Source organism: Erwinia sp. S43 (genome assembly GCF_016624745.1).
In the GTDB taxonomy this organism is placed as follows: Bacteria; Pseudomonadota; Gammaproteobacteria; order Enterobacterales; family Enterobacteriaceae; genus Erwinia; species Erwinia coffeiphila.
Map to the genome: position 1 here is coordinate 1 of NZ_JACVTX010000039.1, position 12,504 is coordinate 12,504.

The window sequence follows — 12,504 nt, forward strand, 5'->3', positions numbered from 1 at the left end:
TGTGCCGTCTCAGTGGTTGCGCATTATAGGCAGTTCTCGACGGCTGACAAGGGCTAAATTGCGATAATTTTACCGTTTGCTGCATTCCACAGCAAAACCCCGCCTTATACCTGTTTATGCACAAACTTATCCACATTCTTTATTGAATGACAATTTTGACGAGCAACGCGCAAACGTTTTCGCTACAATGCCCGCGCGTAATGGAAGCCCCTTTCAGGGGCGTTACCTGAAACTTATCTTCCTCTATATAGAGAAGAGAAAGACTAAGCTTCATATAACGCTCTTTATATGCGATCCAAAGCCAAGGGATAAAACCACCATGCAACAACGTCGTCCTGTACGCCGCGCGCTGCTCAGCGTGTCTGACAAAGCCGGTATCCTCGAATTCGCTCAGGCGCTTTCTCAACGTGGCGTAGAGCTGCTCTCCACTGGCGGCACCGCGCGCCTGCTGGCCGATGCTGGCCTGCCCGTAACGGAAGTCTCTGACTACACCGGTTTCCCGGAAATGATGGATGGACGCGTCAAAACGCTGCACCCAAAAGTGCATGGTGGCATTTTAGGACGCCGCGGTCAGGATGATGCCATCATGTCCGAGCACAGCATCTCTCCTATTGATATGGTCGTCGTTAACCTTTACCCGTTCGCCCAGACCGTTGCACGCGAAGGCTGCTCGCTGGAAGATGCGGTAGAGAATATCGATATCGGTGGCCCAACCATGGTGCGCTCCGCTGCCAAGAACCACAAAGACGTGGCGATTGTTGTGAAGAGCAGCGACTATCAGGCTATCGTGGCCGAGCTGGATGCCAACGATAATTCACTGACGCTGGAAACCCGTTTCGATCTGGCTATTAAAGCCTTCGAACACACTGCCGCTTACGACAGCATGATCGCCAACTACTTTGGCAGCCTGGTTCCTGCTTACCATGGTGAGACTAATGCGCCTGCTGGCCGCTTCCCACGTACGCTGAACCTGAACTTCATCAAGAAGCAGGATATGCGCTACGGTGAAAACAGCCATCAGGATGCTGCCTTCTATATAGAAGAGAATGTATCAGAAGCTTCAGTTGCCACCGCACAGCAGGTTCAGGGTAAAGCGCTTTCTTATAACAACATCGCCGACACCGATGCAGCACTGGAATGTGTGAAAGAGTTTGATCAGCCGGCCTGCGTTATCGTCAAACACGCGAACCCGTGCGGCGTGGCGGTAGGTGGATCGATTCTTGATGCCTACGAGCGCGCGTACAAAACCGACCCAACCTCAGCCTTCGGCGGGATCATCGCCTTCAACCGCGAGCTGGATGAAGCCACGGCTCAGGCCATCATCAGCCGTCAGTTTGTGGAAGTGATCATTGCGCCATCTGCCAGCGAAGCCGCCCTGAAGGTGACCGCTGCGAAGCAAAATGTTCGCGTCCTGACCTGCGGCCAGTGGCAGCAGCGCCAGAAAGGCCTGGACTTCAAGCGCGTGAACGGCGGCCTGCTGGTGCAGGATCGCGATCTCGGCATGGTTAATGAGAGCCAGCTGCGCGTGGTCAGCAAACGTCAGCCGAGCGAGCAGGAACTGCGTGATGCGCTGTTCTGCTGGAAAGTGGCAAAATTCGTGAAATCCAATGCCATCGTCTATGCCCGTGACAATATGACTATCGGGATAGGTGCGGGCCAGATGAGCCGCGTTTACTCTGCCAAAATTGCCGGTATCAAAGCCGCTGATGAAGGCCTGGAAGTGAAAGGTTCAGCGATGGCCTCCGATGCCTTCTTCCCGTTCCGCGATGGGATTGATGCTGCTGCCGCAGTGGGTATCACCTGCGTGATCCAGCCGGGTGGTTCTATCCGCGATGACGAAGTAATTGCCGCTGCTGACGAACACGGCATTGCGATGATCTTTACCGACATGCGTCATTTCCGCCATTAATTACGGAGTCTCAAATGAAAATTTTGGTTATTGGTAACGGCGGCCGTGAACATGCGCTTGCCTGGAAAGCCGCTCAGTCACCGCTGGCTGACACCGTATTCGTTGCCCCGGGCAATGCCGGTACCGCACTGGAGCCTGCGCTGCAGAACGTGGCAATCAGCCCAACCGACATTCAGGGCCTGCTGGACTTTGCCCTGAGTGAGAAAATCGATCTGACCATCGTCGGCCCGGAAGCGCCGCTGGTGAAAGGCGTGGTGGATACGTTCCGTGCCGCCGGTCTGAAAATCTTTGGCCCGACTCAGGCCGCTGCACAGCTGGAAGGTTCTAAAGCCTTTACCAAAGATTTCCTGGCCCGTCATCAGATCCCGACTGCGGAATACCAGAACTTTACTGAAGTGGAGCCTGCCCTCGCATATGTGCGTGAGAAAGGTGCGCCAATCGTCATTAAGGCCGATGGCCTGGCGGCGGGTAAAGGTGTGATTGTGGCGATGACGCTACAGGAAGCGGAAGATGCCATTCAGGATATGCTGGCCGGTAACGCTTTCGGTGATGCTGGCCACCGCATTGTGGTGGAAGAGTTCCTTGATGGCGAAGAAGCCAGCTTCATTGTGATGGTTGACGGCGAGAATGTGCTGCCAATGGCCACCAGCCAGGACCATAAACGCGTCGGCGATGCGGACACCGGCCCGAACACCGGCGGTATGGGTGCCTACTCCCCTGCTCCGGTTGTGACCGATGAAATCCACCAGCGCGTAATGGATGAAGTGATCTGGCCAACCGTGCGCGGCATGGCGGGCGAAGGCAACGTCTATACCGGTTTCCTGTATGCCGGTCTGATGATCGATAAAAGCGGCCAGCCGAAAGTCATCGAGTTTAACTGCCGCTTCGGCGATCCGGAAACTCAGCCAATCATGCTGCGCCTGCAGTCGGATCTGGTGGATCTTTGCCTGGCTGCCGTTGACGGTAAACTGGACCAGAAAGATTCCGTCTGGGACCCCCGTCCATCGCTGGGCGTGGTACTGGCTGCCGGCGGCTATCCGGGTGACTATGCAACCGGTGACCAAATCCACGGTTTACCGCTGGAAGAAGTTGCCGACGGTAAAGTGTTCCACGCGGGTACGACGCTGGAAGACGATCTGGTGGTGACCAACGGTGGGCGTGTACTGTGCGTCACCGCGCTGGGTGCAGATGTTGCTGCCGCTCAGAAGCGTGCTTACGAGCTGGCCCAGCCAATCTCATGGAAAGGCAGCTTCTGCCGTAAAGACATTGGCTACCGTGCGATAAATCGTAAGTAAGCCGTCATCTTCAGCTGTTGCGATAAGAAGCGCCCTTCTCGGGCGCTTCTTTTTTAGCGGTTAAAAACTGTATTTAATACCAATCGCCGCTGAAGTATCTGTCCAGCTGTGATCGCCCATCTGATGCCCAATCGTTCCGGTTAGCCTTAGCTGCTGATTGAAATCACCCTCAATACCCAGTTTGGCTTCTGCAATATTCCGCGTGCCTGACTGCGTCACATCTACGCCATCCATCGATACGCTGTTGTTACGTGTGTTGTGAATCCAGTTCGTTTCAATAAACGGTTTGAACTCGCGCCCTGCGCCCTGATCCTGCGATGAATGACCTTTTGCAAAGGCTTTAATACCTAAACGAGAACGTACGTTATTGTCCGTTTTTCCAATGACACGCGTACCATTCTTTTCCGTATGGTTATCGGCAGAAATACCCGACCACGTTATCTGTGCCAGAGGCTGGAGATAAAATCCGCTACGTTCACTCTGGCTCACGGGGATCACATAACCTGTTTCCAGCGAGGTGCTTACCCCATCAGAGTCATAGTGTTCGCGTCTGATATCGTCACCTTTTACCTTATTCTTGAACCAGCTGTACTGAACCAGAGTATCCACATACAGCCCGTGTTCGTCGGTGCCCTCAGCATACCAGGTGCCATACACGCCGGTGGTATAGCCTCGAACATTACCTTTTGCGCGATAGCCGGTAACGCGGGACGTGGTGGTGTTATGGCCGTGTCCGTAACCCGCTAACAGGCCAACGCGCCAGGAACCCGCCGCGCCAACACCGCTGCCGATATCGCCACCCAGCATCGCCGAGTAACGATTATTGTTGGTTTTCAGCTGGCCGCTCTTGTCGTTGGCGTGGGTACGGCCACCAACCTGATTTAACCAAAGAGTCGTATATTTTTTCTCGCCGCTAAGCGGGTCAACATAAAACGTTCCTTGTCTATCACTCAGGCGACTTTCAAAAAGAGTCAGTGCCGCAGCAATGTTTGCACTGTAAGCCCCCCCCTCAGGACGAACGATACGTTCCTTGTTAGCAGGCGGTTCAACCGGCGGATTTACAGGTGGTTCAACCGGTGGGTTAACGGGAGGTTCAACAGGTGGCTCAACCGGCGGATTAACGGGGGGATCGGGCTGTTTCTGGCTGGTCAGATACCAGTTGTTGCTATTCGTATTTCCGCGGACCAGAGAGTAGTCGTAAGCCCCGGCAACGATGCGACCGGACTGATTAAAGGTACCATCCGACTGACCGTCTACGCGGATTAACTCCACGCCTTCAACCGTTTGTGCTCCTTTACCGCCAATGTTATTCACGACAACGTTAGTATCGCCTGAACTATTTCCTTCAATCGATAATCGATCGGAAGGAGAATCATCACCCGCTAATTCAGAATTGAAAACAAGGGTCCCGCCATTCCCGACGTAGTTATTATGGACCGTCAGGACCGAACCTGTTTTATCCGTATCTGAAAGCTGAATAAGACCCGCATTTGTGAGATTGCCAACATCCGAGCTGGCCCCCATGTGCCACAACGATGTTCCGTCAACATCGATTTCTTTGACGTTCTGAGCAGAACCAACAAGCGAAGATTTATTATTTAAATCAACTTTCACTTGAGAATCTTTTGAAGAAATAACGGCCCCATCAAGCGAACTGTTACTAAGATTGTAATTAATCGTTGATGCATCCTGAGCAGAAGTTGAACCATTAAGGACACTGTCACTCACGTTTAAATTAGTCGTCGATCCATCAAGGGTAGCCAAAAACCGACCATTCCCGCTCGATATGGTTGAATTTCCACTCACGGTGATATTCGCTAAGGTGTCTTTGCCAACAACGATAGCGACATTGTTTTCAGTCTTCACCGTTGATGAGTCAATAAGAACGTCATTGTCTTCATAGGTACCTCGAGAACCGTCAAAGTCAGAGTATCCCCGCAGGAAATAAAATCCAAAGCCGTTCTTCGTGGCATTGACAACCGTACCATTTGTAAGACTAAGCTGGCCGCCCTTGGTGACGATACCGTAAACCCCCTGAGATTCAATATTGGTATTATCAAACGAGGCTATTCCGCCAACCAGGTAAGCCCCACTCCCCTCAGAGTTGATGGTGGAGTTTACTACCATTGTTGTCGTCTGGTTCGTATTCTCTACTCGCGAAGCATTGACCAAAATACCGTTCGCTTTATCACCACTATTCTCTACGAACACATTAATTGTAGTGTCCTTTACCAGAAAACCATTTTCATTTTCCCATCCTTTATTAAAAACACCAGCCTCATCCGTCGAATTAATGACCTGGCCGTCAATGACCGTCGAGTACGCGAACGCCAACTCTGGTCCAAAAAGTGCGCCAGAGATGAGTAAACTGATAACTTTTTTTCTGTACATCTTAAATTTCCCTTTTATGAATCAAATCCATCAACCGCGAGGAAGAGTAAAGCTTTCCATTATTTTTTAAATTATCATTTAATGCTGGATATTTAATTTCTTGCGCAAAATAAGGTAAAAACTAGCATTCACCTTAATAATATAAATCATTCATCCTTTTAAGTTAAATTAATACACGCCTTATTAACAAATGGAGACTCGCTACTTTGCATACGAATACGAAGCGCTATCATCAGGAGAGTTATTACTGTTAATACGCTCAATGCAGGAACTAATTTATCTCAGCGGTATTAGTTTATGCTTTTGATGATCTGAAAAAATTGAGAATGGACAAGTACAGGGTAAAATTATCGAATCGAAGATAATAATATCAGAATGCAGGGCCGGAAGAATTTATTCGAATGACTCAAATACCCTCTCAGAAATCCGCCTCTTTGGGTTCACTCTGGCAAAGATCCTCCTGGCTGGCCAGTAGTAGTTGGACTCCCTCCGGAGCCTGTAGCCATGCGACGTTAAGCGGCTCGGAAGGCGCAGATGCCCGCTGCCTGGCAATCTGTTCCAGCTCCATTTCATCGAACTCTGGCCGTAGCTGATTGCCCTGACAGCTGGCGACCTCTCCACCGGGCAACCAACGCCCCTGGATCAGCATCACCCGCCCGTTCCGCAAATCGTTGCTAATCTTCAGCATGCGCTGCGCGTCAAACTGATAAAGCGCCACTTCATCCGCAGATAAAGGTTCCCGATGCCCGGCCAGCTGTCGCTGCATAAAGCTTAAAGCACCATCATGATCAAAACGTAGCGTCACATCATCAGGTTGCTTACCTGAAACATGGCGTTCAATCGCCACCGGCTTGCCATTCAGCCACTGATAATCCGTCGTTTCCGTTGCACCACCGCTGAAGGGTGTAAAAACGGTCATCATGTGGGAGATCTCTGCCTGACTGTCTTTTCGCCAAATTCGTACGGCACCACGATCGGCAAGATAGCCGCTGGCGGTAAAATCGGGCAGATCGGAACGCGAACTGCAGCCAGCTAGCAGCAGCAGAATAGTGAGAATGGAGATACGGTTGGGAAGCGTCAGTTTCATGATAAAAGAATATCACATGACCGCAGCGGCAGTAGGAAAGCAGCCAGAAGATTTACGTCAGATAAACAAAAGGGGCGAATACGCCCCCCTGTTTAAACTCTTCACCGTCAGACGATTACTTAACAGCGTCTTTCAGTGCTTTACCAGAAACGAATGCTGGTACGTTTGCAGCAGCAATTTTGATTTCTTTGCCAGTCTGCGGGTTGCGGCCAGTACGCTCAGCACGGTGGTTAACTTTAAAGGTACCAAAACCAACCAGTTGTACAGCATCACCTTCTTTCAGAGACTCAGTAATCGCAGCCAGAGTGGATTCCAGTGCAGCTTTAGCCTGGGTCTTAGACAGGTCCGCTTTGTCCGCAATTACATCAATCAGTTGAGTCTTGTTCATAAGTTATCCTTACAGTGTATTTATCGCTTGCTAAGCACCAGGTGCGAGGGGAAAAACCAGATTCTGGCACTCTCCAGCCTACACGCACCGATAGCCACATTTTTCAGCCCCCCAAATGTAGACCAGAGTGGGGGCGAATGTGAAGCCCAAAGGCTCTACAAATCTGGCCTGAAGTCACGTTTTGTGGCCTTATTGATGAAAATCTATCCCGATATTACTGATTCCGGATTCACGCAGGTCGGATCGCAGCCCTTTGATCAGCTCGATGTCCCTCTCCTCGCAGGCTGCCAGCAGGCGGAAAATCTCCCACTGGATGTCCCATTCCTCTTCAACCGCGGGGTTAGCCTTCAGTTCTTCTTCGGTCATTTCACGTCCGGCCTGTGTCATTTCCAACATGGCGACGGTGGTGATTGACGTTTCGCTGACGGCAATAGCATGTGCCAGGGTTTCGCCACTCAAGCGAGAATGGATCAGCTCACTGAGCGCGACACAGGCATCGATTGCCGGATAAACACCGTACAGATCGTAATCGTCAGCGGAAGGGATAGCCTCTTCCAGTTTTTCCAGCTGGCTGTCGAAGTTGACCTTCGCATCCTTCACCACCAGGGTTTCCCACAGCAAATCCAGAATGCGGCGATACAGCTGCCCATCGCCGAAACCGGTCTGCTGGCAAAATGCACGGTAGTTAGGGGCCATCCGCTCACACAGGCAGGCCATAAAAGTCACATGCTGCCAGCTTTCCAGCTTTTCCAGCCGTAAATGAATTGGGTTACGTAACATATCAGGGTCTCAGAATTAACGCGCTGCGGGGAGTGTACCTGAAAAGCACCACGGCATCACGGTTAACCCTGAGGGAGAGAGGTAAAAGCCCGACGCCGTGACGCAACGGCATCCGCCCAGCGCGTTGGCTCCGGCAGTCGATAACCCTGCAAGCAGTTTTCCACCCACTTAAGAGCGGTAGCCTGGCTGACACGATGTCCGGTGGAGATAAACAGCGGGTTACAGCGCGCTTTACTGCGCAATACCCAGCCAAGCTGCTGGCCTTTATCCATCAGCGGCTGGCAGCTGCCGGGTTCAGCATCCGGCGGCGTAAATGCGCCACACAGCCGCTTTTTCGCCACGCCAATCGTCGGGACGTCCACCAGCAGGCCGAAGTGGCTTGCCACACCCAGCCGCCTTGGATGAGCGATGCCGTGGCCATCTACCAGTAACAGGTCGGGACGATGAGCAAGCTGCTGCCAGGCGGCCTGCAGTGCAGGAGTTTCACGGAAGGAAAGAAAACCGGGAATGTAGGGCATGGTGGTGGCTATACGCGCCACCTGATGCTCAATCAGCCGCAGTGAAGGGTATTCCAGTATGACCAGGGCGGCACGGGTAACCTCTCCGCCCTGCTCAAAGCCGACATCCGCGCCACCTATCAGTCGCGGAGGCATGACGTCAAAATCATCCTGAAGGATAACGTCAGCTGCGAGAGCACGCTGCTGGTCACGCAATACGGCTATGTCCATTTTTTACTCCTGGTGATAAGGGCGCGAAAGTTTGTGCACCGCCTCCACAAAAGCGCCCGCATGCTCTGGCGGTACATCCTGATGAATTCCGTGACCCAGGTTGAACACGTGTCCGGTTCCCTGGCCATAGCCCTCGAGAATACCTGCCACTTCCTGCTCGATCCGTGCAGGAGGTGCGTAAAGGATGGAAGGGTCCATATTTCCCTGCAGTGCCACTTTATCCCCCACGCGGCGACGGGCATCGGCGATATCCGTAGTCCAGTCCAGACCCAGCGCATCACAGCCGGTTGCTGCCATCTCTTCCAGCCACTGACCGCCACCTTTCGTAAACAGCGTTACCGGAACGCGGCGACCGTCATTCTCATGCAGCAGGCCATCGACGATCTTGTGCATGTAATAGAGCGAGAACTCGCGATAGTCGCGGCCCGTCAGTACACCGCCCCAGGTATCGAAGATCATCACCGACTGTGCACCCGCGCGAATTTGGGCGTTTAAGTAAAGGGTTACGCTATCAGCAAGTTTGTCGAGCATCAGGTGCAGAGTCTGTGGTTCGGCATACATCATCTTTTTGAGCTTGGTAAATGCTTTACTGCTGCCGCCTTCCACCATATAGGTCGCCAACGTCCAGGGACTGCCGGAGAAACCGATTAATGGCACTTCGCCGTTTAGATTCTTGCGAATCGTTCGCACGGCATTCATCACATAGCCCAGTTCCTGTTCAGGATCGGGGATCGGCAGCTTCTCAACATCGGCACGGCACGTTATTGGCTGCGAGAAACGAGGACCTTCACCCGTTTCAAAGTAGAGGCCCAGCCCCATCGCATCAGGGATCGTCAGAATATCGGAGAACAGAATTGCCGCATCAAGCGCATAGCGCCGCAGAGGCTGCAGCGTGACTTCACAGGCCAGCTCGGCGTTTTTACACAGCGACATGAAGTCACCGGCGACGGCACGCGTGGCTTTATACTCCGGCAAGTAGCGTCCGGCCTGGCGCATCATCCATACGGGGGTAATATCAACAGGCTGGCGCAGCAGGGCGCGCAGATAACGATCGTTCTTCAGTTCACTCATCACAGGGCTCTCTACTCCAAATAAGCCTGTAGTGTACCATTTATCAAGATTGACTGTGCCCGGTAGCCCGATAATTTGAAGGGATCGCAAAATTTCCCTGCCTGTACGCATATAAATATCAAGGCAGGGGCGGAACCGGGCCTGAAATGGGGCACCTCGTGCTACTTCTTAGCCTGCATCTGATTACTTTTTGCAGCACCACCTTCAACAGAAACCAGTGAAGGCGCACGTTCAGGATCTGGGCTATTTGAATTTTTTGCTTTTTTATCTTTTATTTCAGCGGTTTCTTCAACCCAATGAGAGTTACCAATAAATACGCCACCTTTCTCAATTGAGAATTCACTAGCATAAACATCGCCTTCTATTCTTCCTCGCGACATTATCACTACCGTTTTCGCGTAGCAGCATCCTTTTAACAGACCGTTTACGATCAGCTTTAAGGATGTGACTTTCCCAACGACTTTTCCTTCCTTACCGATCTGCGTGACTTTTTTACTGGTTACATCACCCTCAACTTCACCGCTAATGGTAATGTTATTTTCATTAGTAATTTCACCGCGTAGCATTGTTCCGGGTGAAATAGTTGTTTCCTTAATATTATTACTTTCCGCTGATGGGTCCATGCTGATGCTCTCACTCATTGTACTGGCGGACGAATCCTGTCCTTTTGTCGTTTTAACTTCTTCTTTCTTACTGAAATTAAACATATTTATAATCACTCTATTAACGCGTAGATATGTCGACAGACTCAGCAGGACAAGGCATCCCATACCGCCAAGGAAAATCAGCATTGAAATTCTGTGCGATAGCAAAAAAGCGATAATGCTACCGATCCAGAAAATCCAGATCCCCCAAAGATAATATTGCGTTCTGTTCTTAAACATACCTACATCCAACCTACATATGAATCACCTTGATGAATTGTCGCCCGACCGCATCACTAATGGCTGCATACGGATCGGCAACTTCGCTTTCAAAGGATTTAATAAGATATATTAGGAAATAGCACTCTGAGTTAAATAAAGACTATTTCTTTCATCGGGAATTTAAAGCGAAAAACGGAGTCAATTGAAAACTATTCCTTGTTACGAGCTTAAAATCTTCCACGCAGTGAATCATATTAGAATTCACCGCAGAGATAAACCTAAAGGTCCTTATATCTGGACAGCAGTCAATCCCCCGGCCGCACCAAACGGCAAACCAGGGGAAACAGAGTGGGAAGTACTAATGCATCAAATTGTTAATCAGTCGTGAATTTCACTCATCATCAGCACGGCATAATGCCACTGTATCCTCGATTAAACGTCGTGCGATAGTGCCTGCTGGCGGCAACAGCGGTAAAGCATCATACCGATACCAACACGCATCCAGCAGTTCTTTAGGATCAATGTTGATTTCGCCCGCATCATAGTCGGCCATAAAGGCCATCATCAGCGACTGTGGAAATGGCCACGGCTGAGATGAAACATATCGCAGATTTTTAACCTTAATTGCCGCCTCTTCCATCACTTCGCGCGCTACCGTCTGCTCCAGCGTCTCACCGACTTCAGCAAAGCCCGCTAGCACGGTATAAATGCCGTTACGATGGCGGGTATGCTGGGCCAGCAGGATCTTATCTTCACGGCGAATGGCAACAATGATACAGGGAGCAATTTGCGGATAGTAACGCTGCCGACAGTGGCTGCACAGGCAGGCCCATTCGGTTTTGCTATGACGCATCTCGTGGCCGCAATAGCCACACCAGCGGTGCGACCGGTAAAACTCTGCCAACTGTATACCCCGACCAGCCAGCTGGAATAAACCGGTCTCCTGATCGAGTAGCTGACGCAGCGATCCGGTATCACGCGTGCGGTTTTCGCAGATCAACCACACCGTTTCCCCCTGCCATTCGCCGATAGGCGATCCTTTTGATCCCGTCAAGCCGAATGATTCGGCAGATCCTCGAGGAATTTCGCCTTTTGGTAACCAAATTTTATGTTCGTGGCTGACAACCCACCAGCCAGTGTCTACGCTTGATATTTGACGTTCCATAACTTGCTTATCATCCTCAGCTCAAAGACTGGTTTGAGGTCAGGCATTAAAAATAAAACTCACGGAGATGAACATGCTTAACCAGTTAGAAAATCTGGCCGCGCGGGTTGGCGGCTGTAGTGAACTGGTCGATTTCTGTTTACACGCCCGTAAGCAGCTGCTGATTGCCTATTATCAAATGGCCGGTTTAAAGCCTAACAAGGAATCGTTGACGGCGCTCGATGAAAATGCGCTGGATAATTTTTGCCAGAATCTGGTGGACTATCTCTCTACCGGCCATTTCACGGCTTACGAACGTTTCATTAAAGAGCTGGAAGGAACGGAACAGCTGGCGCAGGCGGCATTAATTTATCCATCCTTACGTGCCAATACCGACCACATTATGCAGATTTATGATACGTATCTGGAAAAGGCCATCGAAACAGATGATGCGGTAGATTTCCAGCAAACGCTTTCCCTGGTCGGCGAAGTGCTGGCTGAACGTTTCGTGCTGGAAGATAAATTTATCAAGCTGGCTCTGGAAAAAGTTGCTGAAAATCAGATAACTAAAGATGTAGCGCCTCTTGCGCCTTCCGCCTGATTCGTTATCAGATTGTGAATTACTTGTAGTTTCCAATTAGCCCCTTTATGCTGAAGGGGCTATTTAGTTTGAGCAAAAAACGTTTTGTTCTGACTTAAAACTGATTTTCTGACAACAAAGTCTGAAAATCAGAGAGTATTTCTTGTCGGAGTGCCCCATGGGGCTGAGACCGTTAATTCGGGATCCGCGGAACCTGTTCAGGTTAACACCTGCGAAGGGAACAAGAGTAAAATCGTCTGCGATG

The 12,504-nt window shown here is 50.9% G+C and carries 11 protein-coding genes and 1 riboswitch; of the genes, 3 read left to right on the plus strand and 8 right to left on the minus strand.

Annotated elements, in window-relative coordinates:
• The first annotated feature begins 319 nt into the window (after positions 1–319).
• Both purH and purD read left to right on the plus strand, forming a co-directional pair.
• Positions 320–1,909, plus strand: coding sequence for a bifunctional phosphoribosylaminoimidazolecarboxamide formyltransferase/IMP cyclohydrolase (gene purH / locus IBT47_RS25345; RefSeq protein ID WP_200563872.1), 1,590 nt, complete (start codon positions 320–322; stop codon positions 1,907–1,909).
• A 14-nt stretch (positions 1,910–1,923) separates the two neighbouring features.
• Positions 1,924–3,204, plus strand: a complete 1,281-nt coding sequence (gene purD / locus IBT47_RS25350; protein WP_105595679.1) for a phosphoribosylamine--glycine ligase — start codon at positions 1,924–1,926, stop codon at positions 3,202–3,204.
• Between the two features lie 60 nt (positions 3,205–3,264).
• Here purD and IBT47_RS25355 read toward each other — a convergent pair whose 3' ends face one another.
• The 8 genes from IBT47_RS25355 to nudC all read right to left on the minus strand — a co-directional run bounded on the left by IBT47_RS25355 (position 3,265) and on the right by nudC (position 11,680).
• Positions 3,265–5,595: an autotransporter outer membrane beta-barrel domain-containing protein gene (locus tag IBT47_RS25355; protein ID WP_200563874.1), complete on the minus strand. Its 2,331-nt coding sequence runs from the start codon at positions 5,593–5,595 to the stop codon at positions 3,265–3,267.
• Positions 5,596–6,013: 418 nt separating this feature from the next.
• Entirely contained in the window at positions 6,014–6,685 is a 672-nt protein-coding gene (locus tag IBT47_RS25360; RefSeq protein WP_370569953.1) for a DUF1481 domain-containing protein, read from the minus strand.
• A 112-nt stretch (positions 6,686–6,797) separates the two neighbouring features.
• Positions 6,798–7,070, minus strand: a complete 273-nt coding sequence (gene hupA / locus IBT47_RS25365; RefSeq protein ID WP_002438605.1) for a nucleoid-associated protein HU-alpha — start codon at positions 7,068–7,070, stop codon at positions 6,798–6,800.
• A 189-nt stretch (positions 7,071–7,259) separates the two neighbouring features.
• Positions 7,260–7,850 carry a YjaG family protein gene (locus tag IBT47_RS25370; RefSeq protein ID WP_105595682.1) on the minus strand — a complete coding sequence of 197 codons (591 nt, stop codon included), beginning with the start codon at positions 7,848–7,850 and terminating at the stop codon, positions 7,260–7,262.
• Between the two features lie 62 nt (positions 7,851–7,912).
• Positions 7,913–8,578, minus strand: a complete 666-nt coding sequence (gene nfi / locus IBT47_RS25375; RefSeq protein ID WP_200563878.1) for a deoxyribonuclease V — start codon at positions 8,576–8,578, stop codon at positions 7,913–7,915.
• Between the two features lie 3 nt (positions 8,579–8,581).
• Positions 8,582–9,649, minus strand: coding sequence for a uroporphyrinogen decarboxylase (gene hemE / locus IBT47_RS25380; protein WP_200563880.1), 1,068 nt, complete (start codon positions 9,647–9,649; stop codon positions 8,582–8,584).
• Between the two features lie 161 nt (positions 9,650–9,810).
• Complete coding sequence (locus tag IBT47_RS25385) at positions 9,811–10,533, minus strand: polymer-forming cytoskeletal protein (protein ID WP_200563882.1); 723 nt, start codon at positions 10,531–10,533, stop codon at positions 9,811–9,813.
• Between the two features lie 373 nt (positions 10,534–10,906).
• Complete coding sequence (gene nudC, locus IBT47_RS25390; protein WP_200563885.1) at positions 10,907–11,680, minus strand: NAD(+) diphosphatase; 774 nt, start codon at positions 11,678–11,680, stop codon at positions 10,907–10,909.
• A gap of 73 nt (positions 11,681–11,753) precedes the next feature.
• On the opposite strand from nudC, the gene rsd reads away from it, so the two are divergent.
• Complete coding sequence (gene rsd / locus IBT47_RS25395; protein ID WP_200563887.1) at positions 11,754–12,260, plus strand: sigma D regulator; 507 nt, start codon at positions 11,754–11,756, stop codon at positions 12,258–12,260.
• A 136-nt stretch (positions 12,261–12,396) separates the two neighbouring features.
• Positions 12,397–12,497: riboswitch (TPP riboswitch) on the plus strand.
• The last annotated feature ends 7 nt before the right edge of the window (positions 12,498–12,504 follow it).

What these genes read in the sequence shown, in the direction of transcription:
- hupA (WP_002438605.1), bottom strand. Translation starts at nt 7,070, where the DNA reads ATGAACAAGACTCAACTGATTGATGTAATTGCGGACAAAGCGGACCTG.
- hemE (WP_200563880.1), bottom strand. Translation starts at nt 9,649, where the DNA reads ATGAGTGAACTGAAGAACGATCGTTATCTGCGCGCCCTGCTGCGCCAG.
- IBT47_RS25370 (WP_105595682.1), bottom strand. Translation starts at nt 7,850, where the DNA reads ATGTTACGTAACCCAATTCATTTACGGCTGGAAAAGCTGGAAAGCTGG.
- IBT47_RS25355 (WP_200563874.1), bottom strand. Translation starts at nt 5,595, where the DNA reads ATGTACAGAAAAAAAGTTATCAGTTTACTCATCTCTGGCGCACTTTTT.
- nudC (WP_200563885.1), bottom strand. Translation starts at nt 11,680, where the DNA reads ATGGAACGTCAAATATCAAGCGTAGACACTGGCTGGTGGGTTGTCAGC.
- rsd (WP_200563887.1), top strand. Translation starts at nt 11,754, where the DNA reads ATGCTTAACCAGTTAGAAAATCTGGCCGCGCGGGTTGGCGGCTGTAGT.
- nfi (WP_200563878.1), bottom strand. Translation starts at nt 8,578, where the DNA reads ATGGACATAGCCGTATTGCGTGACCAGCAGCGTGCTCTCGCAGCTGAC.
- purH (WP_200563872.1), top strand. Translation starts at nt 320, where the DNA reads ATGCAACAACGTCGTCCTGTACGCCGCGCGCTGCTCAGCGTGTCTGAC.
- purD (WP_105595679.1), top strand. Translation starts at nt 1,924, where the DNA reads ATGAAAATTTTGGTTATTGGTAACGGCGGCCGTGAACATGCGCTTGCC.
- IBT47_RS25385 (WP_200563882.1), bottom strand. Translation starts at nt 10,533, where the DNA reads ATGTTTAAGAACAGAACGCAATATTATCTTTGGGGGATCTGGATTTTC.